Consider the following 23,728-nt stretch of genomic DNA (forward strand, 5'->3'; position numbering starts at 1 on the left):
GGTCAGCGGCGTACTTTCAGCCAGCGTTCCACCAGGTGGACGCCGGACAGCAGGGTGAAGTTGATCAGCAGGTACAGCAGGCCCGCGATCACGAAGGTTTCAATGATGGCGTAGTTCTGGTTCATCAGCCGCTTGGCGTGGCCGGTCAGGTCCATCACCGCGATGGTGGAAGCCAGGCTGGTGCCCTTGATGGCCAGCACGATCTCGTTGCTGTAGGCGGGCAGGGCCTGGCGTATGGCCAGCGGAAAGGCCACGCGGCGAAAGCGCGTCCAGGCCGACATGCCGATGGCCTTGGCGGCTTCGATCTGGCCGGTGGGGATGGCCTGGAAGCCGCCCCGGAATACTTCGCCCACGTAGGCGCCGCTGTTCAGGCCTATGGCCAGGATGGCGCAGCGCATGCCGTCGCTGAACAGCCACCACAGGGCGGGAGAATGGCGCACGAAAGGCAGGGTGCCCACGCCGTAATACAGCAGAAAGAGCTGCACCAGCAGGGGAGTGCCGCGAAAAAGGGTGCTGTAGCCGAAGGCGAAGCCCTGCAGGGCGCGATTGCCCGATTGGCGCATCAGCGCCAGCGACAGGCCCACGGCCAGCGACAGCACGATGCCCCACAGGCCGATGTAGACGCTCAGGCCAAAACCCTTGAACAGGGTCTGCAGCGTGGTGGTGAACAGGTCCAGGTCTATCATGCCCGGGCCCTCATGCCTTTGCCGGTGTAGCGTTCGGCCAGCACGAACAGCGCCTGGCTGAGCGCGCCGATCAGGAAATACAGCACCCCGGCGATCAGGTACATGGCCATGGGTTCGCGGGTGCTGGCCGCGCCCAGGGTGGCCGCGCGCATGATCTCCACCAGTCCCACCAGGGAGATCAGGGCGGTGTCCTTCAAGGCGGTCTGCCAGACGTTGTTGGCGCCGGGCAGGGCGTACCAGAACATCTGGGGCAGGATGATGCGCTTCAGGCGCATCCAGGCCGGCATGCCGATGGCCTTGGCGGCTTCGATCTGGCCCTCGGGGATGGCCTGCAGGGCGCCGCGAAAGACTTCCACGCTATAGGAGCCGGCGATCAGGCCTATGGCCAGCACGCCGACCAACGCCGGGAACCAGCGCGTCATGGCGTCTTCCCAGCGCATCAGGTCGGCCAGGTCCGACATGGCCTGGACCGATCCGAAGAACAGCAGGTAAATGATGAGCAGCTCGGGGATGCTGCGCACCACTGTGGTGTACAGGCTGACCAGCCCGCGCAGCCAGCGCGGGCCGGAGGTCTTGATGCTGGCTCCCGTTATGCCGATGACCACGCCCAGCGCCATGCCCAGAATGGATATGACCAGCGTCATCATCACGCCGCGCAGGAACATCCAGCCCCAGCCCTCGCGCAGCACGTTGAAAATGGTGTCTAGCATCAAGTGGTGCTTCTCGGTTTATTTCTTGCAGATCTCGTAGTTGGAGATGTCGATGTCGAACCACTTCTCGCTGGAGGACTTGATGGTGCCGTCTTCGATCAGCTTGCACAGGGCGGCGTCCACCTTGGCCTTGAGTTCGGCGTTGTCCTTGTGAATGCCCACGGCGATGCCGTAGCCCAGCGTTTCAGGGTCGGACGAGCCCTTGATCACCAGCTTGGACAGCGCGAAGTTCTCCTCGCCCACCTTGTGCAGGAACTTGGACTGCGAGGTCAGGTCGGCGAAGGTGCCGTCCAGGCGGCCGGCGTCCAGGTCGATCTGCATCTGGTCCAGCGTGTCGTAGTTCTTGACCGTGGTCTTGGGGGCCATCTTGCTCAGGTAGGCGCCGTGCGTGGTGCCGCCCTGCACGCCGATGGTCTTGCCGGCCAGGCCGTCGAAAATGGTCTGTTCCTTGTCGGCGTTGACCAGTTCGCTTTTCTTGGGCAGCACGAAGATCGCGTCTTCCACGGCGTAGGGGATGCTGAAGCTGATGCGCTTGGCGCGCTCGGGCGTGTAGGACATGCCCGAGATGATCAGGTCGAAACGCTTGGCGTCCAGCGAGGGGATCAGGCTGTCGAAGGCCTGGACCACGAATTTGCAGTCGGCGCCCAGCTGCTTGCACAGGGCCTGGCCGACATCGGCGTCAAAGCCCGTGACCTTGCCGGCGGCGTCCACCATGCTCCATGGCGGGTAGCCGCCTTCGGTGCCGATCTTCAGGGTGTCGGCCACGGCCGCCTGGCTGCCTAGCAGGGCCAGGCTGGCGCAGATCAGGGTCTTGCTGATGAATTTCATGGTCTGGCTCTCCTTTGTAGATGGGCTGGCGGCGGGCCGCGTGTGTCCGGGGCGCCGTTCCAGCCGGTGTCGTGTTGAGGAAGCAGTGATCTTACTGCATGGGCTGCAAAAATTGACGCAGGCGCTCCGAACAGGGCGCATCGAACAATTGCCGAGGCTGGCCGGATTCCTCGACCAGGCCGTTGTGCATGAAGACGGTCTGGCTGGAGACTTCGCGGGCGAAGTTCATCTCGTGGGTGACCAGGATCATGGTGCGGCCTTCCTCGGCCAGCTGGCGGATGACGCGCAGCACCTCGCCGACCATCTCGGGGTCCAGGGCGGAGGTGGGTTCGTCGAACAGCAGCACGTCCGGGTCCATGGCCAGGGCGCGGGCGATGGCCACGCGCTGCTGCTGGCCGCCGGAGAGCTCGGCGGGATAGGCGTCGCACTTGTTGCTCAGGCCTACCTTGGCCAGCAGCTCGCGCGCGTAGTCGGCGGCTTCGTGGGCGGGGCGGCGCTTGACGTGGACAGGCCCTTCGGTGACGTTCTGCAGCACCGTGCGGTGCGACCACAGATTGAAATTCTGGAAGACCATGCCCAGCCGGGCGCGCACCTGTTCCAGCAGGCGGGGATCGTCGCTGACGCAGATCCCCTTGCGGTTGCGATGGCTGCGCAGGATGTCGGCGCCGATCTGGACTTCGCCCTGGTCGGGTACGACCAGGTGGTTGACGCAGCGCAGCAGCGTGCTTTTGCCTGAGCCGGACGCACCGATGATGGACAGCACGTCGCCTTTATGAGCGCTGAGCGAAATGCCCTTGAGAACCTCGTTGCTGCCGAAGCGCTTGTGGATGTCGCGTACTTGGACGGCCGCGTTCGTGTCAGTGTGGCTCACAGGCACTTCCTTGCGGTCGAATGGAAAGGGGAAAGCGTTTCATACGGGTGTCATGTCGTGATTACCCCGATTTTAACGCTTTCCCCGTCTTCAGGCCGTACAGGGTCTATCCCACCTTGCTAAAAAAGTAGTATAGACATTTAATACTGTGCCTCAAGGATAGAGGCCGCGCACCTGGCGCGACTCCAGGATGCGGGCGCAGCCCACGATGAAGGCCGCCGTGCGCAGGGTGACGTTGTGCTCCCTGGCCACCGCCGCCATGGCGTTGTAGGCCGAGCGCATCATGTGGCCCAGGCGCGCGTTGATCTCGTCCTCGGTCCAGAAGAAGCTGGAGAAGTCCTGCACCCATTCGAAGTAGGACACCGTGACCCCGCCGGCGTTGGCCACCACGTCGGGCACGATGACCACGCCCTTGTCGTTGAGGATGTCGTCGGCCTCGGGCGTGGTCGGGCCGTTGGCGCCCTCGATGATGATCCGCGCCCGGATGCCTTCCGCATTGTCCTTGTTGATCTGGCCTTCCAGGGCCGCAGGGATGAGCAGGTCGGTCTCGATGTGCCAGAATTGCGCGTCGGAGATGGCTTCGGTGTTGGGAGCGCCGGCCACGCCCTTGTTCTGCTCCACGTGATCGAGCAGGGCCAGCACGTCCAGGCCGTTGGCGTTGTAGACCGTGCCGGTATGGTCCTGTACGGCCAGTATCTTGGCGCCGGCTTCCTGGAACAGGCGGGCGGCCGTGCCGCCCACGTTGCCGAAGCCTTGCACGATGACGCGCGCACCGTTCACGTCTATGCCGGCGTCGCGCGCGGCCTCGCAGCCCACCGTGAACACGCCCCGGCCGGTGGCCTCCACGCGCCCCAGGCTGCCGCCCAGCGAGACGGGCTTGCCCGTGACCACGCCGGTGGAGGTGCCGCCGATGTTCATGGAATACGTGTCCATCATCCAGGCCATGGTCTGGGCGTTGGTGTTCACATCAGGGGCCGGAATGTCCTTGTTGGGGCCGATGATGACCCCGATCTCGCTGGTGTAGCGGCGCGTGACGCGCTCCAGCTCCGCCTGCGAGTAGTTGCGCGGGTCGATGCGTATGCCGCCCTTGGCGCCGCCGAAGGGCAGGTTGACCGCCGCCGCCTTGACGGACATCCAGGCGGCCAGCGCCATGACTTCGGACAGGGTGACGTCCTGGTGGTAGCGCACGCCGCCCTTGCCGGGCCCGCGCGAGGTGTTGTGCTGGACGCGGTAGCCCTCGAAGTGGGCCACGGTGCCGTCATCCAGTTCGATGGGCACGTCCACGATCAGGGTGCGCTTGGGGCGCTTGAGTGTCTCCACCCACCTGGACAGCTTGCCCAGGTAGGGGGTGACCCGCTCCACTTGTTCGAGATAGATACCCCAGGGTCCGATGTTGTCGGGATTGAGATAAGACGGCAGGGCATGAGTGGGACGGTCTGTCATGAGCTTCTCGATAAGGATGGAAAACGGGAAAATGAAGGTTTAACGTAGGGTGAATCAGTGCAAGAGGTTGAAAGAAAGTTCCGCCTGCCTTAACGCGGGCCGGCTGCAAGGGGTATGCTATCGGAAATGATCGGTCTTGTGTTCGCCGTCTCCGGTCGCGGCTTATCTGGCTGTCTGTGCCTCGATGTCCACCCCCGAATATCTTTTGAGCGTGCGTCTGGCGCAATTGCGCGAGCGTATTGAACTGGCCTGCCGGCGGTCTGGCCGCGCACCCGGTTCGGTGGCTCTGCTGCCGGTCAGCAAGACCTTCCCGGCCGACGTGCTTGCCCAGGCCCTGGACCTGGGGCTGCACCGCCTGGGCGAGAACAAGCTGCAGGAGATCCGCGACAAGCAGGCGCAACTGGCCGGCCGCGGCGTGCAATGGGTGATGATAGGCCATTTGCAGACCAACAAGGCCAAGGACGCCGCCCGGCTGGCAGCGGAAGTCCAGTCCCTGGACCGGCTCTCGCTGGCGCAGGAGCTGGACCGGCGCCTGCGGCTCGAGCAGCGCAGCCTGGACGTGCTGATCCAGGTCAAGACTTCCCCGGAGGAAAGCAAGTTCGGCCTGCCGCCCGAGGACCTGCCGGCCTTCATGCAGGCGCTGCGCTCCCTGGACACCTTGCGGGTGCGCGGCCTGATGACCATGGCGGTGAACAGCCCGGATCCGCAGGCCGTGCGGGCCTGTTTCCGCCTGTTGCGGCAGTGGCGCGACCGCCTCCAGGAACTGGGCCACGAACAGGTGCAGCGCCTGTCCATGGGCATGAGCGGGGACTTCGAGCTGGCCATCCAGGAAGGCTCCACCGAGGTGCGCGTGGGCTCGGCCCTGTTCGGCGCCCGCGATTACGCCTGAGGCGGTATCCGCATCGCTCCTAATGCCGCGCGCCCGAACCCTGGCGCATAATGTCCCGGCGCACCCCCCCCAATGGGGTGCAATGACTCGACCATGAAAAAGCGGCGCCGCGCGCGCCCTTGCACAAAGACTGAGGAGACATCATGCGCTGGAAGATCTTCGGAGCAGGACTGATGCTGGCGGGCGCCGGCTTGACGGGCGCGGCCATGGCGGCGGACTGGCCGCAGTCGCCGGTCCAGTGGGTGGTGCCGTATCCGGCCGGCGGCGGCTCGGACGTGATCGCCCGCCTGGTGGCCAAACAGCTTGAGACCACGCTGGGCCAGAGCCTGATCGTGGAGAACAAGCCGGGCGCGGCCACCATCATCGGCGCGACCTACGTGGCCAACGCCAAGCCGGACGGCTATACGGTGGGTACGGCCGATTCAGGCACGCTGGCCTACAACGCGTCCATGTACCGCTCCTTGCAATACGATCCGGCCAAGTTCACCTACGTGGGCGGGCTGGCGCGTTTTCCGCTGATGCTGGCGGTGCCCCAGGAATCCCCCTACAAGACGCTGGACGATCTGCTGGCGGCCGCCCGGGCCGAGCCTGAGAAGCTGACCGCTTCGTCGGCGGGCAGCGGTTCGCCCCATCATCTGGCCCTGGAGATGTTCAAGCAGTTGACCGACACGCAGATCGTCCACGTGCCCTACAAGGGCGCGGCGCCCGCGATCCAGGACCTGCTGGGCCGCCAGGTGGACATGTCCTTCGTGGATTCGGCCGCCGCCCTGTCCAACATCAAGGCGGGCAAGCTGCGCGTGCTGGCCGTGGCCACGCCCAAGCGCATCGACCTGCTGCCCGAAGTGCCCACCATGGCCGAGGCGGGCGTGAAGAATTTCCACGCCTATGCCTGGCAGGGCATGGTCGGCCCGCATGACATGGACGCCCAGGCGCGCCAGCGCATGAGCGAAGCCCTGATGCAGGCCTTGCAGGACTCGGCCGTGTCGCGGCGCATCCGCGACATGGGGGTGGAGCCCATGCCCATGTCGCCGGACGAGTTCCGCAAGTTCGCCGAACGCGAGCGCACCGAATGGGCGGCGGTGATCCGGCGCGCCGACATCCGCCTGGACTAGGGGCGCGGGGCCGGGCTCAGGCTGTCTGGATGTCCCCGTAGTGCTTCAGGGCGTCCAGGTCCAGCACCTGGACGGCGCCGTATTCGATCAGCAGCAGGCCCTCGCTTTCCAGTTGGCGCAAGGCCTGATTGGCGCGCTGGCGCGAGACGCGGGCCAGGTAGCCGATTTCCTCCTGGGTGATGTCCAGGCGCAGGCCCTTGCCGGGATACAGCAGCGGGTTGAAAAGCTCGGCCAGGCAGCGCGCCACGCGGGCGTCGGGAGTGGAGAGACGGTCGTATTCGGCCTTGCCGATGAACTGCGCGACGCGCTCGTTGAGCTGATGCAGGAGGTAGCGATTGAAAGCGATGCTCTGGTCCAGCAGGTCGTTGAAGGTGCGCGCCGGCAGCCGGGCGACCTGGCTGGCGCGCAAGGCCACCACGTCGTACTTGCGTTCCTCGTCCTTGAGCAGGGAGCCTTCGCCTATCCAGCCCCCGGCGGGCACGCCGGTCAGCGAGGCGATCTTGCCGTCGGGATTGCCCACGGACACCTTGATCAGGCCGGACATCACGCCCAGCCAGGCCGTGGCGCGCTCGCCCTTGCGCTCGATGATGGCGCCGGCCTCGTACAGGGTGACCAGGGTGTCGCGCCGCACGCGCTCCTGCAGCTCGGGAGCCAGCAGGCCGAACCAGGCCGCGCGCTCGGGCAGGGCGTCTAGAACATGCATGAGGATTAACCCTAGATAAAGGTGGAATGTCATGTCCGTGACAGTTGCGCGGACAGGCAGTCGATACCTTGATTGACAACAGGATGCGAACAGCAGACTGACATAGAGAAAGTCTTCCCTGGCAATCATAAGCAGCCCCCTGGACCATAACAAGCCGGGAAAATTCGGAGGAGACATGGTTGTTCGGACGGATGAAGGGCAGGCGGCCGGCATTCCCGGCACCTTTCCCGCGTGGATAGATCATCATGCCCGGGTGCGCGGCGGCAAGGTCGCCATGCGCGAAAAGGACCTGGGCATCTGGCAGACCTGGACCTGGACGCAGGTGGCCGAGCAGGCCGAGCAGTTGGCCGCGGGCCTGGCCGGCCTGGGCGTGTGCGACGGCCAGCACGTGGCCGTGATCGGGGAAAACCGGCCCCGCCTGTACCTGGCCATGATGGCCGCCCAGATGCTGGGCGCCGTGCCGGTGCCGCTCTACCAGGACGCTGTGGCGCAGGAGATGCTGCACGTGCTGCGCGACGCCGGCATCCGGGTGGCGGTGGTCGAGGACCAGGAGCAGGTGGACAAGCTGCTGGAAGTCTGGGACCAGTGCCCGGACCTGAGCCACGTGATCTACGACGATCCTCGCGGCCTGCGCAACTATCGCCAGCCGCAGTTGCAGGACATCGAGCGCGTGATGGAGCTGGGGCGCACCGGGCTGGCCGATGCGCCCGACAGCGTGCGGCGCATCTGGCAGGCGCTGAGTCCGGACCAGACGGCCGCCATGTTCTACACCTCCGGCACCACCGGCAAGCCCAAGGGCGTGGTGCTGACCCATGCCGCCCTGATCGACCGCGCCCTGGCCATCCAGGACATGGAGTCGCTGACCGATCGCGAAGAGGTGCTGGCTTACCTGCCGCCGGCCTGGATCGGGCAGAACATGTTCTCCTACACGCAGTTCCTGGTGACCGGCTTCACGGTCAACCACCCCGAATCGCCGGGCACCGTGTCCATCGACCTGCACGACATCGGCCCGACCTACTATTTTGCCCCGCCGCGCGTGCTGGAAGGCCTGCTGACGCAGGTGACCATACGCATGGAGGACGCCGGCGCGATCAAGCGCGCCCTGTACCGGCGCTGCATGGACCTGGCCCGCCGCGTGGGCGTGCGCATCCTGGACGGAGCGCGCGATGTGAGCGCCTGGGACCGCCTGCGCTACGCCCTGGGCAATGTGCTGATCTACGGCCCCTTGCGCAATGCCCTGGGCATGAGCCGGGTGCGCGTGGCCTATACCGCGGGCGAGGCCATCGGACCCGACCTGTTCGACTTCTACCGCTCCATCGGCATCAATCTGAAGCAGTTGTACGGCTCCACCGAGACCTCCGTGTTCGTCTGCGTGCAGCAGGACGGGCAGGTGCGCGCCGATACGGTGGGCCCGCCCGTGCGCGGCGTGGAGATCCGCGTGGCCGACAATGGCGAGATCCAGGTGCGCAGTCCCGGCCTGTTCAAGGAGTACTACCGCAATCCGGAATCCACCGCCGAGTCCTTCACGCAGGACGGCTGGTACCACACGGGCGACGCCGGCTACCTGGACGGCGACGGCCAGCTGAAGATCATCGACCGCGCCAAGGACGTCGGCAAGCTGGCCGACGGTTCGCTGTTCGCGCCCAAGTACATCGAGAACAAGCTCAAGTTCTTCCCGTTCATCAAGGAAGCCGTGGCCTTCGGCGCCGGCCAGGATCAGGTCTGCGCCTTCATCAACATCGACCTGGAGGCGGTGGGCAACTGGGCCGAACGCCGCAACCTGCCCTATGCGGGCTACACCGACCTGGCTTCCAAGCCCGAGGTCTACGCCCTGATCCGCGACTGCGTCGCCCAGGTCAACGCGGACCTGGCCGCCGACCCCAAGCTGGCGGGCTCCTGCATACGCGCGTTCCTGATCCTGCACAAGGAACTGGATCCGGACGACGATGAATTGACCCGCACCCGCAAGGTGCGGCGCGGCTTCATCGCGCAGAAGTACGAGGTGCTGGTGCAGGCCCTGTTCAAGGGTCTGGACCAGCAGTACGTGGAGACCGAGGTGAAATTCGAAGACGGCCGCACGGGCCGCATTGCGGCGGACCTGCGCATCGAGCGCATGCCGGACGCAGCCGGGAGGAGCATGTGATGAATGAGGCGCAGACGCAGGAACGGCGCATCGGGCCGTTGGTGCTGGACCTGAAGAACATTTCCCTGGCCTTCGGCGGGGTCAAGGCCCTGACGGACATCTCGTTCGACATACGCGAACACGAGATCCGCTCCATCATCGGCCCCAACGGCGCGGGCAAGAGCTCCATGCTGAACGTCATCAACGGGGTGTACGCGCCGCAAAAGGGCGAGATCGTGCTGCGCGACCGCGTGTATGCGCGCATGAATTCGCGCCATACGGCCGAGCAGGGCATTGCCCGCACCTTCCAGAACCTGGCGCTGTTCAAGGGCATGAGCGTGCTGGACAACATCATGACCGGCCGCAACCTGCACATGAAGAGCGGCGTGCTGGCCCAGGCGTTCCGGCTGGGCCGCGCCGAGCGCGAGGAAATCCGCAACCGCGAATACGTGGAGGGCATCATCGATTTCCTGGAGATCCAGGCCTATCGCAAGACGCCGGTGGGCCGCCTGCCCTACGGCCTGCAAAAGCGCGTCGACCTGGGCCGGGCACTGGCCATGCAGCCCAGCATCCTGCTGCTGGACGAGCCCATGGCGGGCATGAACATCGAGGAAAAGCAGGACATGTGCCGCTTCATCCTGGACGTGAATGAGGAGTACGGCACCACCATCGTGCTGATCGAGCACGACATGGGCGTGGTCATGGACATCTCCGACCGGGTCGTGGTGCTGGACTACGGCAAGAAGATCGGCGACGGCGCGCCCGACGAGGTGCGGCAGAATCCGGACGTCATCCGCGCCTACCTGGGCGCCGGCCACTGAGGGGAATCGATCATGGCATTTTTCCTGGAAACCGTGCTGGGCGGATTGATGATAGGGATGCTGTACGCCCTGGTCGCCCTGGGCTTCGTCCTGATCTTCAAGGCCTCCGGGGTGTTCAACTTCGCCCAGGGCGCCATGGTGCTGGTGGCGGCGCTGGCGATGGCCCGCCTGTCGCAGTGGATACCGCAATGGCTGGGCATGGAGCCGGGCCTGTGGGGCAATGTGCTGGCCTTCATCGTCTCGGCCCTGTTCATGTGGCTGCTGGCCGTGCTCATCGAGCGCTGGGTGCTGCGCTACCTGGTCAACCAGGAAGGCACGACGCTGCTCATGGCCACCATAGGCATCAGCTATTTCCTGGACGGCATGGGGCAGATCCTCTTCGGCAGCTCGGTCTATTCCATCGACGTGGGCATGCCCAAGGATCCGATCTTCATCCTGGAGTCGCTGTTCGAGGGCGGCGTGCTGGTCAGCATGGAGGACCTGAGTTCGGCCGTGCTGGCGGCCCTGCTGGTGGCCGCGCTGGCGTTCTTCTTCCAGTACACCGGGGTGGGCCGGGCCTTGCGCGCGGTGGCCGACGACCACCAGGCGGCGCAGTCCATCGGCATCCCGCTCAACCGCATCTGGGTGGTGGTCTGGACCGTGGCCGGGCTGGTGGCCCTGGTGGCTGGCGTGATCTGGGGCTCCAAGTACGGCGTGCAGTTCACCCTGTCCACGGCGGCGCTGCGCGCCCTGCCGGTGGTGATCCTGGGCGGGCTGACCTCCATTCCGGGCGCCATCGTGGGCGGGCTGATCATCGGCGTGGGAGAGAAAGTGTCCGAGGTCTACCTGGGGCCTTACGTGGGCGGCGGCATCGAGATCTGGTTCGCCTACGTGCTGGCCCTGGTGTTCCTGCTGTTCCGGCCGCAAGGCCTGTTCGGCGAGAAGATTATCGATCGCGTCTGAGGTGGAAACGACATGATTTATCGCGAAAACGGCCAGTTCAAGAGCAGCTATCGGGCGGATCAGCAGATCTTCCCCATACGCCAGGATCGTTACGTGGTGCTGGGCGTGCTGCTCGTCGCCTTCGTGCTGGCGCCCCTGCTGGCGTCCAACTATTTCCTGCAGGCCATCCTGACGCCGTTCCTGATCCTGTCGCTGGCCGCCATAGGCCTGAACATCCTGGTGGGCTACTGCGGGCAGATCTCGATCGGTTCGGGCGCCTTCATGGCGGTGGGGGCGTACGCGGCCTGGAACTTCGGCGTGCGCATCCCCGAAGTGCCGCTGGTGGGGCAGATCCTGCTGGGCGGGGTGTTCGCCACCCTGGTGGGCGTGGTCTTCGGCATCCCCAGCCTGCGCATCCGCGGCCTGTACCTGGCCGTCACCACGCTGGCCGCGCAGTTCTTCGTGGACTGGGCCTTTCTGCGCATTGCCTTCTTCACCAATTATTCGCCCTCGGGCAACGTGTCGGTGCCGGCCCTGAGCGCTTTCGGCCTGCCTGTGCAGACCCCGGCGCAGAAGTATCTGTTCGTGCTGATCTTCGTGGTGGTGTTCGCGCTGCTGGCCAAGAACCTGGTGCGCGGGGCCATAGGGCGACAATGGATGGCCATACGCGACATGGACGTGGCCGCCGAGGTCATCGGCATACGGCCGGTGTACGCCAAGCTCACCGCCTTTGCCGTCAGCTCCTTCTTCATCGGCGTGGCCGGCGCACTTTGGGCCTACATTCACCTGGGTTCCTGGGAGCCATTGGCCTTCGACCTGAACCGCTCGCTGCAGCTGCTGTTCATCGTGATCATCGGCGGGCTGGGTTCCATCGTGGGCAGTTTCTTCGGCGCGGCCTTCATGGTGCTGCTGCCCGTGCTGCTGACCAATGTGCCGCACTGGTTCGGGCTGTCGCTGGGCGTGGACACGGCCTCGCACATCGAGCACATGGTGTTCGGCGCGCTGATCGTCTTCTTTTTGATCGTGGAGCCGCACGGCCTGGCGCGGCTCTGGAGTATTGGCAAGGAAAAGCTGCGCCTGTGGCCTTTCCCCCATTGATGCAGGAAGGTGGTGCATGACAAGAACAGCCCCGCCGTCAGGACGGGGTATCAAAACATGGGACTAATCGGAGGACCAGGAGATGACGACACGACTGAAACGCGCCGCGCTGGGCTTGAGCGCCTGCGCCGCGATGCTGACCATGAGCACGGCCGCCCTGGCGGCCGAAGAGCAGTACATTCCGCTGCTGACCTACCGCACCGGCTCTTTCGCGCCCCTGGGCATCCCCTGGGCCGACGGCAAGCTGGATTACCTGGCGCTGGTCAATGAGCGCGACGGCGGGGTCAACGGCGTCAAGCTGGTGTACGAGGAGTGCGAGACCGCCTACGCCACCGACCGCGGCGTGGAGTGCTACGAGCGCATGAAGGGCAAGGGCGGCGGGGCCTCGGGCTTCGACACGCAGTCCACGGGCATCACCTTCGCCCTGACCGACAAGGCCTTCGTGGACGGCATTCCCATCGAGACCATGGGCTACGGCCTGTCGCATTCGGTGAACGGCGCCGTGTTCGAGTGGAACTTCCCGCTGCTGGGCACCTACTGGACGGCGGCCGACGTCATGATCCAGGACATCGCCAAGCAGGTGGGACAGGACAAGCTCAAGGATCAGAAGATCGCCCTGATCTATCACGATTCCCCCTATGGCAAGGAGCCCATCGCGCTGCTGCAGGCGCGCGCCAAGGCCGAAGGGTTCACGCTGGAGCTGTATCCGGTCACCGCGCCCGGCGTGGAGCAGAAGTCCACCTGGCTGCAGGTGCGCAAGAACCGGCCCGACTTCATCCTGCTCTGGAGCGCGGGCATCATGACGCCCACGGCCATCCGCGAGGCCCAGGCGGTGGGCTATCCGCGCGACAAGATCTACGGCATCTGGTGGGCCGCCTCCGAGAGCGACGTGGCCGACCTGGGCGCGGCGGCCAAGGGCTACAAGGGCATCACCATCCACAACAGCGCCGAAGACGGCCCGGTGCATGAGGCCGTCAAGGCCATGCACGCCCAGGGCAAGGGCGCGGAGAACCGCGACAAGTACGTGGGCACGCTGGCGCACACGCGCGGCATGATGATCTCCATGATGCAGGTCGAGGCCATCCGCACCGCCCAGGAGAAGTTCGGCAAGGGCAAGCGCATGACGCCCGAGCAGGTGCGCTGGGGCTTCGAGAACCTGAACCTGGACGAGGCGCGCCTGAAGGAGCTGGGCTTCGAAGGCATCATGCGGCCGGTCAAGACCTCGTGCAGCAACCACATGGGGGATGACTGGGCGCGCATCGTGCAGTGGAACGGCAGCAAGTTCGAGGTCGTCTCCGACTGGTACCAGGCCGACAAGAAGTTCGTCGACCCGCTGGTCAAGGAGATGTCGGCCAAGTACGCGGCCGAGAAGAAGATCACGCCTCGCAACTGCGAGAGTTGAACCCAGGCGCCCGGGGGCGGCCCCGGGCGCTTCCTGTGCGGGGATGATCATGAATGAAACCGCAGGCCAGAGGACGCAGGCGCCCGTGCTGCTGGACGTCAATGGCATCGAAGTGATTTACAACCACGTCATTCTGGTGCTCAAGGGGGTGTCCCTGCGCGTGCCGGAAGGGCATATCGTGGCGCTGCTGGGGGCCAACGGCGCCGGCAAGACCACCACCTTGCGCGCCGTGTCCAACCTGCTGCGCGCCGAGCGCGGCGATGTCACCAAGGGCCATATCGAGCTGCGCGGCGAGCGCATCGAGCAGCTGACGCCCGCCGATCTGGTCAAGCGCGGCGTGGTGCAGGTCATGGAGGGGCGGCACTGCTTCGCGCACCTGAGCATCGAGGAGAACCTGCTGACCGGGGCCTATACGCGCTCGCTGTCGCGCGGCGAGCTGAGCGCCGAACTGGACAAGGTCTACCAGTACTTCCCCCGGCTCAAGCAGCGCCGTACGAGCCAGGCAGGCTACACCTCCGGGGGCGAGCAGCAGATGTGCGCCATCGGCCGGGCCTTGATGGCCGATCCGGGCATGATCCTGCTGGACGAACCGTCCATGGGGCTGGCGCCGCAGGTCGTGGAGGAGATCTTCGAGATCGTGCGCGACCTGAACCAGCGCGAGCGGGTCAGCTTCCTGCTGGCCGAGCAGAACACCAATGTGGCGCTGAAATATGCGGACTACGGCTACATCCTGGAAAACGGCCGCGTCATGATGGACGGACCGTCCCAGGCGCTGGCCGAGAACGAGGACGTGAAGGAGTTCTACCTGGGCGTCTCGCACGGCGAGCGCAAGAGCTTCCGGGACAACAAATTCTATCGGCGCCGCAAGCGCTGGCTGGCCTAGGGTGGATCGACGTCCATCCGCTGGAGGGGATATGAGCGAGTACTACGATGAACGCGAGACCTTGCCGCCCGAGCAGCGCGAGGAGCATCTGATGGCGCGTCTGCCCCAGGTGCTGCGGGCCGCGCGCGAGCGCGCGCCGGCCATCGCGGTGCAGTTGCAGGGCGTGGACGTGGAGGCGATGCGCAGCCGGGAGGACCTGTCCGCCATCCCGGTGATCCGCAAGAGCGAACTGCTGCAGGCCCAGCTCAAGTCGCGCGAACAGGCCCGCTCGCGCGGTCCCTCGTCCGAACATGCCCGGTATGTGTTCGGCGGATTTTCCAGCATAGGCTGGGGGCGGGCGCGCAAGGTGTTCGCCTCGCCCGGCCCCATGTACGAGCCCGAAAGCGCGCGACCCGATTACTGGGGCTTTGCGCGCGCCCTGTATGCGGCCGGGTTCCGGCGCGACGAGCTGATCTACAACTGTTTTTCCTATCATTTCACCCCGGCCGGCTCCATGATGGAGACGGCGGGCCATGCCCTGGGCTGCACGGTGTTTCCGGGCGGCGTGGGGCAGACCGAGCAGCAGGTGCAGGCCATGGCCGACCTGATGCCCAACGGCTACACCGGCACGCCCAGCTTCCTGAAGATCATCCTGGAGAAGGCCCAGGCCATGCAGGTGGCCTTGCCCGGCCTGAGCAAGGCGCTGTTCTCGGGCGAGGCCTACCCGCCTTCGCTGCAGCAATGGTTCGCCGGGCAGGGCATTGCCGGCTACCAGGCCTACGGCAGCGCGGATCTGGGCATGATCGCCTACGAGACCCCGGCGCGCGAAGGACTGGTCCTGAACGAGGACCTCATCCTGGAGATCGTGCGTCCGGGCACCGGCCACGCGGTCGAGCCGGGCGAGGTGGGCGAGGTCGTGATCACTTCCTTCAATCCCGACTATCCGCTGGTGCGCTTCGGCACCGGGGACCTGTCGGCCCTGATGCCCGGGACTTCGCCTTGCGGACGCAGCAATCAGCGCATCCGGGGCTGGATGGGGCGGGCCGACCAGACCACCAAGGTGCGCGGCATGTTCGTGCATCCGGCGCAGGTGGAGCAGATACGCGCCCGGCATCCGGAGCTGGGCCTGGCGCGGCTGGTGGTGCGCGGGGCGCCCGGCCAGGACCAGATGGTGTTCCAGGCCGAGAGCGCGAGCGCGCCGCGGGGACTGGAACAGGCGCTGGCCGACACCATACGGGAGATCACCAAGCTGCGCGCCCAGGTCGAGCTGCTGGCCCCGGACACGCTGCCGCGCGACGGCAAAGTCATCGAGGATCAGCGTACCTACGAATAAACGGTAATGAATTTATGCCGACAGGGTTATATCGGGCTGCGGTAATATGCAGGAAAATTATGTGTTCCAGCATCATAAGAGGAGAGACCGATGCGCTTCCTGAAGTACTCCGCCGCCGTCCTGGCCGTGATGGCCGGCGCGCAGGCCGCCCAGGCCGCCACCCTGGACACCGTCAAGCAGCGTGGCCATGTTCTGTGCGGCGTGACCACGGGTTTTGCCGGCTTTTCCGCTCCGGATGACAAGGGCAACTGGACCGGCCTGGACATCGACGTGTGCCGCGCCGTGGCCGCCGCCACGCTGGGCGATGCCAGCAAGTACAAGGCCGTGCCCCTGAACTCCCAGCAGCGCTTCACGGCGCTGCAGTCCGGCGAGATCGACCTGCTGGCGCGCAACACCACGGTGACGCAGCAGCGCGACACGGCCGTGGGCGCCATCCATGCCGGCATCAATTTCTACGACGGCCAGGGGTTCCTGGTGTCCAGGAAGCTGGGCGTGTCCAGCGCCAAGGATCTGAACGGCGCCACGGTCTGCATGCAGACCGGCACCTCCAACGAGAACACCATGGCCGACTGGGCCCGCGCCAACAAGGTCGAATACAAGCCGGTGGTCATCGAGCAGTTCAATGAAGTGGTCAACGCCTTCGTGGCGGGCCGCTGCGACGTGTTTTCCACGGATGCGTCCGGCCTGGCTTCCATCCGCATCTCCAAGATGCAGAATCCCGACGACTACCAGGTGCTGCCCGAGATCATCTCCAAGGAGCCCCTGGGACCCTTCGTGCGCCAGGGCGACGACGCCTGGCTGAACATCGTGAAATGGTCGCTGCAGGCCACCTTCAATGCCGAGGAGCTGGGCGTGACCAGCGCCAATGTGGACGAACAGCTCAAGAGCGCCAATCCCAACGTGCAGCGCCTGCTGGGCGTCACCCCCGGCGCGGGCAAGAACCTGGGCCTGGACGAAAAATGGGCCTACAACATCATCAAGCAGGTCGGCAACTACGGCGAATCGTTCGAGCGCAACGTGGGCAAGGGCAGCCCGCTGAAGATCGAGCGCGGCCTGAACGCCCTGTGGACCAACGGCGGCCTGATCTACGGCCTGCCCATCCGTTGAGCAGCATGCGTCCAGCCTGATGGCCGACGGCAAACGGCTCCCTGCGGGGAGCCGTTTTTTTGTTCGGTTTGCGTGGGCATTGCAATACGGGCAGGGCCTTTGGGGCCAAGCGGGAAAAGCTCAGTTCCTGCGCCTGAGCACCAGCGAGATCTTGGCAAAGGCCACCTGCAGTTCGGGCGTGGCGCCCTGGAAGATGATGGGGCGTCCGCGCCGGGTGAAGCAGATCAGGCGCTTGGAGTTGAACAGCGGCACGAACTTGGCGAAGTGGATGTCCTGCCACTGCACCTGCCGCTTCATGATCCAGCTCTGGCGTATGCCGTCGCGATCTATGGTGGTGATGCCGTGCCACATGTACCAGGCGATCACGATCAGGCCGGTGAACAGCAGCACCAGGCTGCCGGCCAGCAGCGGGCTGATGTTGGCGCCCTGGGGCGAGCCGGCCACCAGGGCCATGCGCACGCCGATCAGGGCCAGCACCAGCCAGGCGGTGGCGGCGACCCAGCGCGGCCAGGAACGGCCCTGGATGGGCAGGGGGGAAATGTCCTTGAGCAGGGCATCGATGTCCTTCTGGGAGGCGGGCTGGTTCATCAGCACGAGACGGCCCTCTTGCGCGCCGCCAGCGCATTGCCGGCATGGCTGGCCGGTTTGCGGCCCAGGTGGCCGGAGATCCACTGGCCTATGTCCACCACCGCGTCCAGGTCCACGCCGGTCTCGATTCCCAGCCCCTGCATCAGGTAGAGCACGTCCTCGGTGGCGACGTTGCCGGTGGCGCCCTTGGCGTAGGGGCAGCCGCCCAGGCCCGCGACCGAGCTGTGGAAAATGTGGATGCCCGCCTGCAGGGAGGCCGCGATATTGGCGATGGCCTGGCCGTAGGTGTCGTGGAAGTGGCCCGACACGCGGGCCGGGTCGACCTGCTCGGTCACCAGGCGCATCAGCTCGTAGACCTGCCGGGCCGTGCCCACGCCTATGGTGTCGGCTACGTCGATCTCATCACAGCCCAGTTCGATCAGGCGGCGCGCCACCTTGAGCACGTTGGCCGGGGCGACCTCGCCTTCGTAGGGGCAGCCCAGCGAACAGCTGATGGAGCCGCGCAGGCGCAGGCCCGCCTGCTTGGCCGCCTGCGCGACCGGGGCGAAGCGCTCCAGGGATTCGTCCACGCTGCAGTTGATGTTGCGCTGGGAAAAGGCTTCACTGGCGGCGGCGAAGATCACGACCTCGTCGGCGCGGGCCGCCAGGGCGCCTTCGAAGCCGCGCATATTGGGGGTGAGCACGGAATAGATCGTTCCGGGGCGGCGCGCTATGGCTTGCATGACTTGCGCGCCGTCGGCCATCTGCGGCACCCATTTGGGCGACACGAACGAGGTGGCTTCCACATTGGCAAAGCCCGCCTGTGCCAGCCGGTCGACCAGCTCGACCTTGACGGCGGTGGGAATGAATTCCTTTTCGTTCTGCAGGCCGTCCCGTGGGCCGACCTCGACGATCTTGACGCGCGATGGGTATGACATGGTGGTTCCTGGAAAGAGGCGCGGCCTTGCGGCCGCCGACTATGACGCCATGATAACCGCTCGCGCGCCGGTCATTAAGGTTTCAAGCGTTGGAAGCGGCCGTCGGGCAGGGCTTCGATGCAGCCGGCCAGCTCCAGTTCGGCCAGCACGGCCGGCAGCTCGGTGGCCAGCAGGCCGGTGCGGCGCAGCAGCTGCTCGGGCGACAGGGGCGCGAAATCGATGCGTTCCAGTATGGGGCGCAGCTCCTCGGGTACGGAAGATGCGTGCGCGGCGACTTGTGCGGCGCGGACAGGGAGGTCGGGCTGGTCGGGTGCGGCTGCGCTCAGTTCGTCCAGGATGTCCTGCGCGCTCTCCACCAGCTTGGCGCCTTGCCGTATCAGTGCATGGCAGCCGCGCGACAGGGGCGAATGGATGGAGCCGGGAATGGCGAAGACCTCGCGGCCCAGTTCCCCCGCCAGGCGGGCCGTGATCAGCGAGCCGCTCTGGCGGGCGGCCTCGACCACCAGCACGCCCTTGGCCAGGGCGGCGACCAGCCGGTTGCGGCGCGGGAAATGATGGGGCAGGGCGCGGGTGCCCAGCGGCAATTCGCTGAGCAGCAGGCCGTGTTCGGCGATGCGGTGCGCCAGGTCGCGGTGGGCGGAGGGATACACCAGATCCATGCCCGTACCCATGACGGCCACGGTGCCCGCGCCCTGCGGGCCGGCTTGCAGGGCGCCCTGGTGCGCCGCCTGGTCTATGCCCGCCGCCAGGCCGCTGACGATGCACCAGCCCTGCGCGGCCAGGGCGCCGGCGAAATCCCGGGCGGTTTCCTGGCCCGACTGGGTGGCGCTGCGCGCGCCCACCACGGCCAGTCCGGGACGGCGCAGGATGGACGGTTCGCCATTGGCGTACAGCAGCAGGGGCGGGTCGTGCAGGTCCAGCAGGCCGCCCGGGTAGGCGGGGTCGGCCAGTGTCAGGATGTGGTGGCGCGGGTGCTCCAGCCAGGCCATGGCCTGGCCGACGGCGTCCTGCAGTTCGTCGGGGGCGTCCTGGGCGAGCTGGGCGGCCAGGTCGGCCGGGATGTGGCGGGCCAGCGCGCTGGCGGAGCTTTGATAGATCTGTTGCGGCAGGCCCAGCGCGGCCAGCAACTGGCGCGCCTGGGCAGGCGCCAGGCCGGGTTCCAGGGACAGGCGCAGCCAGGCGCGCAGTTCTTCCGATGTAAAATGATGGGGCATGCGGCAGTGTGGCATGAAATAAATTGTTTGCCGACCGGGAGCAGGACAGCGGAGTCCGGCTGGACAAGGATGCGCGCCACGGCCTTGTTCCGGCCGGCTGAAACGGCTGCCGCCCTGAATAGTGTTTTATTATATAGACTTATAGGTTTTATTCGGACTTGTACCATGGCTTTGCTTCCCATTCTCAAATTCCCTGACCCGCGCCTGCACACGGTGGCCAAGCCCGTGCAGGAAGTGGACGAGCGCGTCCGCACGCTGGTCAAGGACATGGCCGAAACCATGTACGACGCGCCCGGCGTGGGGCTGGCGGCCACCCAGGTGGACGTGCACGAGCGCATCGTGGTCATCGACGTCTCCGAGGAAGGCAACGAGCTGCTGGTGCTGATCAATCCGGTCATCACCTGGAAGAGCGAGGAACTGCAGGTCTACGAAGAAGGCTGCCTGTCTGTGCCCGGCGTGTACGACAAAGTCGAGCGCTCGGCCCGCATTCGTTTCAAGGCCCTGAACGAAAAGGGCGAGGAATACGAAATGGAGGCCGAGGGCCTGCTGGCCGTGTGCGTGCAGCACGAACTGGACCATCTGGACGGCAAGGTGTTCGTGGAATACCTGTCCGTGCTCAAGCGCGAGCGCATCCGCAGCCGCCTGCGCAAGCAGCAGCGCGAAGCCCTGAAGGCGGCCGGCTGATTCCGCATGCGTATCGTCTTTGCCGGAACGCCGGAGTTCGCCCGCATCGCCCTGGACGCCCTGTTGGCGCAGGGTTTTGATGTCCCCCTCGTCCTGACCCAGCCGGACCGCCCCTCGGGCCGCGGCCTGAGGCTCACGCCCAGCCCGGTCAAGCAGGCTGCCGTGCAGGCCGACATCCCCGTGCTGCAGCCGCTCAGCCTGCGGCTGGACGGCAAGCATCCGGAAGATGCCGCCCAGGCGCGCCAGGCCTTGCTGGATGTCCAGCCGGACCTGATGGTCGTGGCCGCCTATGGCCTGATCCTGCCCGCCTGGACGCTGCGATTGCCGCGCCATGGCTGTTTCAACATACACGCCAGCCTGCTGCCGCGCTGGCGCGGGGCCGCGCCCATTCAACGGGCCATCGAGGCCGGCGACGCGGCCACGGGCATCACCATCATGCAGATGGACGAAGGTCTGGACACCGGCGACATGCTGGTGCGCCGCGAATTGCCCATACGCGCCGACCATAGCGCCGCCGTGCTGCATGACGAGCTGGCCGAGTTGGGCGCCCAGGCCCTGTTGCAGGCCTTGCAGGAACTGCGTGAAGGCCGGCTGCAGGCCACTCCCCAGCCGGAGCAGGGCGTCACCTACGCGGCCAAGCTGTCCAAGGCCGAATCCGCCCTGGATCTGTCCTTGCCGGCGGATGTGCTGGAGCGCCGCATCCGCGCCTTCGACCCGGCGCCCGGTTCGACGCTGGCCTTGCCCGGCCTGGAGCAGCCGATCAAGGTGTGGCGCGCCCAGGTTCTGCCCCAGGCGCATCAGGCCGCGCCCGGCCAGGTGCTGGCAGCGAGCGCGCAGGGCATAGACCTGGCCTGCGGGCAGGGCGTGCTGCGCTTGCTGGAAGTCCAGAAGGCGGGCGGCAAGCGCCAGCCCGTCAGCGCCTTCGTGCAGGGCTGGCAGGCCCGCGCCAGCTAGCGCGTCAGGCGCCGGGCCGGGCCTGGCGCCGCCATTCCAGGGCCCCGATCACGATGCCGCTGGCGCAGACCACGGCGATGCCTATCCAGGTGAAGAGGTCGGGGAACTGTCCCCATATCATCCAGCCCAGCGCGGCGGCCGCCACGATCTGCAGGTACACGAATGGCGCCAGCAGGGAGGCCGAGGCGCGCTGGTAGGCCTGGATCTGCAACAGGTGCCCCAGACAGCCCCAGAAGCCCGTGGAAACCAGGATCAGCCATTGAAAGGCGGTGAGTTCCCGAAGCACGGGCAGGGCGGCGGGCAGGATGAAGGGCAGCGCGATGGTCAGGCAGAGGCTGCCCACCGCGCCGCTCCAGATCAGCGTGGTCATGGCATCGTCCACGGCCACGCGGCGCGTGACGATGAACTGGGTGGCGAACATGCAGGCGGTGATCAATCCGAACAGCACGCCCATGGGGTGCAGGCCGCCGGTCGGACGAATGATGATGAGCACGCCCAGGAATCCCACGCCGGCGGCCACCCAGCGGCTGAGGCGCGGCGGCTCCTTGAGCAGCCAGGGCGCCACGGACAGCACCAGCAGGGGCGCCAGGAAATTGATGGCGGTGGCCTCGGCCTGGGGCAGGTAGCGCAGCGCCGAGAAAAAGGAAAACGTGGCCAGCATCATGACCGTGCCGCGCAGGATCTGCGCCTTGGGCCGCGTGCTGCGCAGCACGCGGCGCCCCTTGACCGGCAGCACCAGGGCCAGCACCAGGCCCAGGTGCACCACGTAGCGGAACCAGCACATGACCAGCAGCGGCACGCCGAATCCCATGATCCATTTGCCGCTGGCGTCCAGGCCCGACAAGGCCCAGGACGACAGCACGAGGATCAGCACGCCTGCCAGCGGGAAGGCGCTGGGCGGGAGAACCGTCCGGTTGCCGGCTTCGGTCTTGGGCGTGCTCATGAGGGGCTCCTGGCGCAAAGCACGAGGACGGTTGGGCGACCGTCCTTGGATATATCAATTTTACAAGATCACTTGCCGCGCAGTGGCAATACCCTTTCGATCGCCGCGCCCACTCCGAGCAGGTGCTCGTCGTGGTAGGCGGGCGCGGCCACCATCAGGCCCACGGGCGCTTCGCCGCTGGCATGGCAGGGCAGCGACAGGGCGCAGCCGTCCAGGAAATTGATCAGGGTGGGATTGCGCAGGATCAGGCCGTTGCTGGCGAAATACAGGTCCTCGGACTCGACCAGATCCTGGATGCGGGGCGCCACCACGGGCACGGTGGGCATCAGCACGGCGTCAAAGCGCTCCAGGCGGCTTTCCACGGCGGCGATCCAGGCCTGGCGGGTATCGAGCAGCTCGATGTAGTCGGCGCAGTCTATGCCCTTGCCGCGCAGGATGCGCGAGGCCACGCGCGGATCGTACTGGTCGCCCTTGCTTTCGATCAGCTCGCGGTGCACGGACCAGGCCTCGGCGCAGACGAAGCCGCCCTTGCGGTTGATGTGCGGCAACTGGTCGAACTCGGGGATGTCGATTTCCTCGACCTGCGCGCCATGTTCGCGCAGCAGGGCGATGGCGCGATCAAAAGCGGCGCGTACCGTCTGGTCGATGCCGTCGAAGACGAAGGAGGTCGGTACGGCCAGGCGCAGCGTGTCCAGGGCGGGAGCCGCCACGGGCACGTAGGGCTGGTCCGTCAGGACGGAATCCACGATGGCGCAGCACTCGACGGAGGCGGCCAGCGGGCCGTTGGAGTCCAGGCTGCGCGACAGCGGCATGGTGCCTTCGCTGGGCACGCGCTCGGCGGTGGGCTTGAAGCCGGTCAGGCCGTTGAAGGCCGAGGGGATGCGAATGGAGCCGCCGGTGTCGGTGCCGATGGAAAATACCGACATGCCTTCGGCCACGGCCACGCCGGCGCCCGACGACGAGCCGCCGGGGATGCGCGCATTGGCGCGGTCCCAGGGCGAACGGGGCGTGCCGTGATGAGGGTTGATGCCCAGCCCGGAGAAGGCGAATTCGGTCATGTTGGTCGAGCCGATCAGGATGGCGCCGGCCTTGAGCAGGCGGTCCACGATGACGGCGTTGTGTTCAGCCGGTTCGGCGTCCTTCAGGACGGCCGAACCTCCCAGGGTGACGTAGCCGGCAATGTCGAACAGATTCTTGACCGACATGGGCAGGCCTTCGATCAGCGAGCGGCGCAGTCCGGCCGCGCGCAGTATGTCCGATGCGTGCGCGGCCTGCAGGGCCTGTTCGGCAAAGACCTCGATGAAAGTGGCCGCTCCCTCGCCGTTCTCGTCCTGGATGCGGTCCAGGGCTTGCCGGGTCAGGGCGACCGAGGTGGTTTCACCCCGGTCCAGGGCGCGTTGCAGTTCGGTAATGGTCGCTAGCATGATCACTCGCAAAAATAGATGGGCTGAACGTTTGGAGCCTGCCCACGCTGTCTTCAAGGGGCCTTGAGTGCCCGTAGAGGCCGTGAGCAGGTTCCG

General features: G+C 66.3%; 23 protein-coding genes. 12 read left to right on the forward strand and 11 right to left on the reverse strand.

The genetic code is table 11. The features are described 5' to 3' along the window. Positions 1-2: 2 nt before the first annotated feature. From ACF3ND_RS00830 to ACF3ND_RS00850, 5 genes are all read right to left on the reverse strand, one after another. A complete protein-coding gene (locus tag ACF3ND_RS00830) occupies positions 3-686 on the reverse strand; it encodes an ABC transporter permease (protein ID WP_394063335.1) in 684 nt (227 codons plus the stop codon). Next, positions 683-1,396 (reverse strand): ABC transporter permease, encoded by a 714-nt coding sequence (locus ACF3ND_RS00835; protein WP_394063337.1) that lies wholly within the window; start codon positions 1,394-1,396, stop codon positions 683-685. The genes ACF3ND_RS00830 and ACF3ND_RS00835 overlap by 4 nt, the downstream gene beginning before the upstream one ends. A gap of 18 nt (positions 1,397-1,414) precedes the next feature. Further along, entirely contained in the window at positions 1,415-2,224 is an 810-nt protein-coding gene (locus ACF3ND_RS00840) for a transporter substrate-binding domain-containing protein (protein ID WP_394063339.1), read from the reverse strand. A 91-nt stretch (positions 2,225-2,315) separates the two neighbouring features. Next, a complete protein-coding gene (locus tag ACF3ND_RS00845) occupies positions 2,316-3,095 on the reverse strand; it encodes an ABC transporter ATP-binding protein (RefSeq protein ID WP_394063341.1) in 780 nt (259 codons plus the stop codon). Positions 3,096-3,248: 153 nt separating this feature from the next. After that, on the reverse strand, positions 3,249-4,538 hold the full coding sequence (locus tag ACF3ND_RS00850; protein WP_394063343.1) for a Glu/Leu/Phe/Val dehydrogenase: 1,290 nt from the start codon (positions 4,536-4,538) through the stop codon (positions 3,249-3,251). Positions 4,539-4,722: 184 nt separating this feature from the next. Here ACF3ND_RS00850 and ACF3ND_RS00855 point away from each other — a divergent pair, with 184 nt between their 5' ends. Together ACF3ND_RS00855 and ACF3ND_RS00860 are read left to right on the forward strand one after the other, a co-directional pair. Beyond that, positions 4,723-5,427, forward strand: a complete 705-nt coding sequence (locus ACF3ND_RS00855) for a YggS family pyridoxal phosphate-dependent enzyme (RefSeq protein WP_394063345.1) — start codon at positions 4,723-4,725, stop codon at positions 5,425-5,427. A 143-nt stretch (positions 5,428-5,570) separates the two neighbouring features. Next, positions 5,571-6,539, forward strand: a complete 969-nt coding sequence (locus ACF3ND_RS00860; protein ID WP_394063347.1) for a Bug family tripartite tricarboxylate transporter substrate binding protein — start codon at positions 5,571-5,573, stop codon at positions 6,537-6,539. A 16-nt stretch (positions 6,540-6,555) separates the two neighbouring features. On the opposite strand, the gene ACF3ND_RS00865 is transcribed toward ACF3ND_RS00860, so the two are convergent. Next, positions 6,556-7,242 (reverse strand): Crp/Fnr family transcriptional regulator, encoded by a 687-nt coding sequence (locus ACF3ND_RS00865; RefSeq protein ID WP_394063349.1) that lies wholly within the window; start codon positions 7,240-7,242, stop codon positions 6,556-6,558. 175 nt (positions 7,243-7,417) lie between these two features. Here ACF3ND_RS00865 and ACF3ND_RS00870 point away from each other — a divergent pair, with 175 nt between their 5' ends. The 8 genes from ACF3ND_RS00870 to ACF3ND_RS00905 all read left to right on the forward strand — a co-directional run bounded on the left by ACF3ND_RS00870 (position 7,418) and on the right by ACF3ND_RS00905 (position 16,908). Next, positions 7,418-9,385, forward strand: a complete 1,968-nt coding sequence (locus ACF3ND_RS00870; RefSeq protein WP_394063351.1) for an AMP-dependent synthetase/ligase — start codon at positions 7,418-7,420, stop codon at positions 9,383-9,385. Next, positions 9,385-10,185, forward strand: a complete 801-nt coding sequence (locus ACF3ND_RS00875; RefSeq protein WP_394063353.1) for an ABC transporter ATP-binding protein — start codon at positions 9,385-9,387, stop codon at positions 10,183-10,185. The genes ACF3ND_RS00870 and ACF3ND_RS00875 overlap by 1 nt, the downstream gene beginning before the upstream one ends. 12 nt (positions 10,186-10,197) lie before the next feature. Beyond that, a complete protein-coding gene (locus ACF3ND_RS00880) occupies positions 10,198-11,127 on the forward strand; it encodes a branched-chain amino acid ABC transporter permease (RefSeq protein ID WP_394063355.1) in 930 nt (309 codons plus the stop codon). A 12-nt stretch (positions 11,128-11,139) separates the two neighbouring features. After that, on the forward strand, positions 11,140-12,204 hold the full coding sequence (locus ACF3ND_RS00885) for a branched-chain amino acid ABC transporter permease (RefSeq protein ID WP_394063357.1): 1,065 nt from the start codon (positions 11,140-11,142) through the stop codon (positions 12,202-12,204). A gap of 133 nt (positions 12,205-12,337) precedes the next feature. Further along, entirely contained in the window at positions 12,338-13,606 is a 1,269-nt protein-coding gene (locus ACF3ND_RS00890) for an ABC transporter substrate-binding protein (protein WP_394065874.1), read from the forward strand. A 49-nt stretch (positions 13,607-13,655) separates the two neighbouring features. After that, entirely contained in the window at positions 13,656-14,489 is an 834-nt protein-coding gene (locus tag ACF3ND_RS00895; RefSeq protein WP_394063359.1) for an ABC transporter ATP-binding protein, read from the forward strand. A 31-nt stretch (positions 14,490-14,520) separates the two neighbouring features. Further along, a complete protein-coding gene (locus ACF3ND_RS00900) occupies positions 14,521-15,801 on the forward strand; it encodes a phenylacetate--CoA ligase family protein (RefSeq protein ID WP_394063361.1) in 1,281 nt (426 codons plus the stop codon). A 90-nt stretch (positions 15,802-15,891) separates the two neighbouring features. Next, a complete protein-coding gene (locus ACF3ND_RS00905) occupies positions 15,892-16,908 on the forward strand; it encodes an amino acid ABC transporter substrate-binding protein (RefSeq protein ID WP_394063363.1) in 1,017 nt (338 codons plus the stop codon). 120 nt (positions 16,909-17,028) lie between these two features. Here ACF3ND_RS00905 and ACF3ND_RS00910 read toward each other — a convergent pair whose 3' ends face one another. The 3 genes from ACF3ND_RS00910 to dprA form a co-directional block, all read right to left on the reverse strand. Continuing rightward, the gene (locus ACF3ND_RS00910) at positions 17,029-17,496 is read right to left on the reverse strand and encodes a hypothetical protein (protein ID WP_394063365.1); all 468 of its coding nucleotides are present in this window, start codon (positions 17,494-17,496) and stop codon (positions 17,029-17,031) included. Further along, positions 17,496-18,413 (reverse strand): hydroxymethylglutaryl-CoA lyase, encoded by a 918-nt coding sequence (locus ACF3ND_RS00915; protein ID WP_394063367.1) that lies wholly within the window; start codon positions 18,411-18,413, stop codon positions 17,496-17,498. The genes ACF3ND_RS00910 and ACF3ND_RS00915 overlap by 1 nt, the downstream gene beginning before the upstream one ends. Before the next feature lie 74 nt (positions 18,414-18,487). Then, the gene (gene dprA, locus ACF3ND_RS00920; RefSeq protein WP_394063369.1) at positions 18,488-19,627 is read right to left on the reverse strand and encodes a DNA-processing protein DprA; all 1,140 of its coding nucleotides are present in this window, start codon (positions 19,625-19,627) and stop codon (positions 18,488-18,490) included. A 165-nt stretch (positions 19,628-19,792) separates the two neighbouring features. Here dprA and def point away from each other — a divergent pair, with 165 nt between their 5' ends. Continuing rightward, positions 19,793-20,311: a peptide deformylase gene (gene def, locus ACF3ND_RS00925; protein ID WP_394063372.1), complete on the forward strand. Its 519-nt coding sequence runs from the start codon at positions 19,793-19,795 to the stop codon at positions 20,309-20,311. Between the two features lie 6 nt (positions 20,312-20,317). Further along, positions 20,318-21,265 (forward strand): methionyl-tRNA formyltransferase, encoded by a 948-nt coding sequence (fmt, locus tag ACF3ND_RS00930; RefSeq protein ID WP_394063374.1) that lies wholly within the window; start codon positions 20,318-20,320, stop codon positions 21,263-21,265. 4 nt (positions 21,266-21,269) lie between these two features. On the opposite strand, the gene ACF3ND_RS00935 is transcribed toward fmt, so the two are convergent. Together ACF3ND_RS00935 and ACF3ND_RS00940 are read right to left on the reverse strand one after the other, a co-directional pair. Continuing rightward, positions 21,270-22,208, reverse strand: coding sequence for a DMT family transporter (locus ACF3ND_RS00935; protein ID WP_394063376.1), 939 nt, complete (start codon positions 22,206-22,208; stop codon positions 21,270-21,272). A gap of 68 nt (positions 22,209-22,276) precedes the next feature. Beyond that, positions 22,277-23,632: an amidase gene (locus ACF3ND_RS00940; protein WP_394063378.1), complete on the reverse strand. Its 1,356-nt coding sequence runs from the start codon at positions 23,630-23,632 to the stop codon at positions 22,277-22,279. Positions 23,633-23,728: the final 96 nt, after the last annotated feature.

Origin of the sequence: Alcaligenes sp. WGS1538, assembly GCF_043187505.1 — a bacterium.
GTDB lineage: Bacteria > Pseudomonadota > Gammaproteobacteria > Burkholderiales > Burkholderiaceae_B > Alcaligenes.

Coding starts and splice junctions, on each gene's coding strand:
- ACF3ND_RS00830 (WP_394063335.1), bottom strand. CDS start 686: ATGATAGACCTGGACCTGTTCACCACCACGCTGCAGACCCTGTTCAAG.
- ACF3ND_RS00835 (WP_394063337.1), bottom strand. CDS start 1,396: ATGCTAGACACCATTTTCAACGTGCTGCGCGAGGGCTGGGGCTGGATG.
- ACF3ND_RS00840 (WP_394063339.1), bottom strand. CDS start 2,224: ATGAAATTCATCAGCAAGACCCTGATCTGCGCCAGCCTGGCCCTGCTA.
- ACF3ND_RS00850 (WP_394063343.1), bottom strand. CDS start 4,538: ATGACAGACCGTCCCACTCATGCCCTGCCGTCTTATCTCAATCCCGAC.
- ACF3ND_RS00855 (WP_394063345.1), top strand. CDS start 4,723: ATGTCCACCCCCGAATATCTTTTGAGCGTGCGTCTGGCGCAATTGCGC.
- ACF3ND_RS00860 (WP_394063347.1), top strand. CDS start 5,571: ATGCGCTGGAAGATCTTCGGAGCAGGACTGATGCTGGCGGGCGCCGGC.
- ACF3ND_RS00865 (WP_394063349.1), bottom strand. CDS start 7,242: ATGCATGTTCTAGACGCCCTGCCCGAGCGCGCGGCCTGGTTCGGCCTG.
- ACF3ND_RS00870 (WP_394063351.1), top strand. CDS start 7,418: ATGGTTGTTCGGACGGATGAAGGGCAGGCGGCCGGCATTCCCGGCACC.
- ACF3ND_RS00875 (WP_394063353.1), top strand. CDS start 9,385: ATGAATGAGGCGCAGACGCAGGAACGGCGCATCGGGCCGTTGGTGCTG.
- ACF3ND_RS00880 (WP_394063355.1), top strand. CDS start 10,198: ATGGCATTTTTCCTGGAAACCGTGCTGGGCGGATTGATGATAGGGATG.
- ACF3ND_RS00885 (WP_394063357.1), top strand. CDS start 11,140: ATGATTTATCGCGAAAACGGCCAGTTCAAGAGCAGCTATCGGGCGGAT.
- ACF3ND_RS00890 (WP_394065874.1), top strand. CDS start 12,338: ATGCTGACCATGAGCACGGCCGCCCTGGCGGCCGAAGAGCAGTACATT.
- ACF3ND_RS00895 (WP_394063359.1), top strand. CDS start 13,656: ATGAATGAAACCGCAGGCCAGAGGACGCAGGCGCCCGTGCTGCTGGAC.
- ACF3ND_RS00900 (WP_394063361.1), top strand. CDS start 14,521: ATGAGCGAGTACTACGATGAACGCGAGACCTTGCCGCCCGAGCAGCGC.
- ACF3ND_RS00905 (WP_394063363.1), top strand. CDS start 15,892: ATGCGCTTCCTGAAGTACTCCGCCGCCGTCCTGGCCGTGATGGCCGGC.
- ACF3ND_RS00910 (WP_394063365.1), bottom strand. CDS start 17,496: ATGAACCAGCCCGCCTCCCAGAAGGACATCGATGCCCTGCTCAAGGAC.
- ACF3ND_RS00915 (WP_394063367.1), bottom strand. CDS start 18,413: ATGTCATACCCATCGCGCGTCAAGATCGTCGAGGTCGGCCCACGGGAC.
- dprA (WP_394063369.1), bottom strand. CDS start 19,627: ATGCCCCATCATTTTACATCGGAAGAACTGCGCGCCTGGCTGCGCCTG.
- def (WP_394063372.1), top strand. CDS start 19,793: ATGGCTTTGCTTCCCATTCTCAAATTCCCTGACCCGCGCCTGCACACG.
- fmt (WP_394063374.1), top strand. CDS start 20,318: ATGCGTATCGTCTTTGCCGGAACGCCGGAGTTCGCCCGCATCGCCCTG.
- ACF3ND_RS00935 (WP_394063376.1), bottom strand. CDS start 22,208: ATGAGCACGCCCAAGACCGAAGCCGGCAACCGGACGGTTCTCCCGCCC.
- ACF3ND_RS00940 (WP_394063378.1), bottom strand. CDS start 23,632: ATGCTAGCGACCATTACCGAACTGCAACGCGCCCTGGACCGGGGTGAA.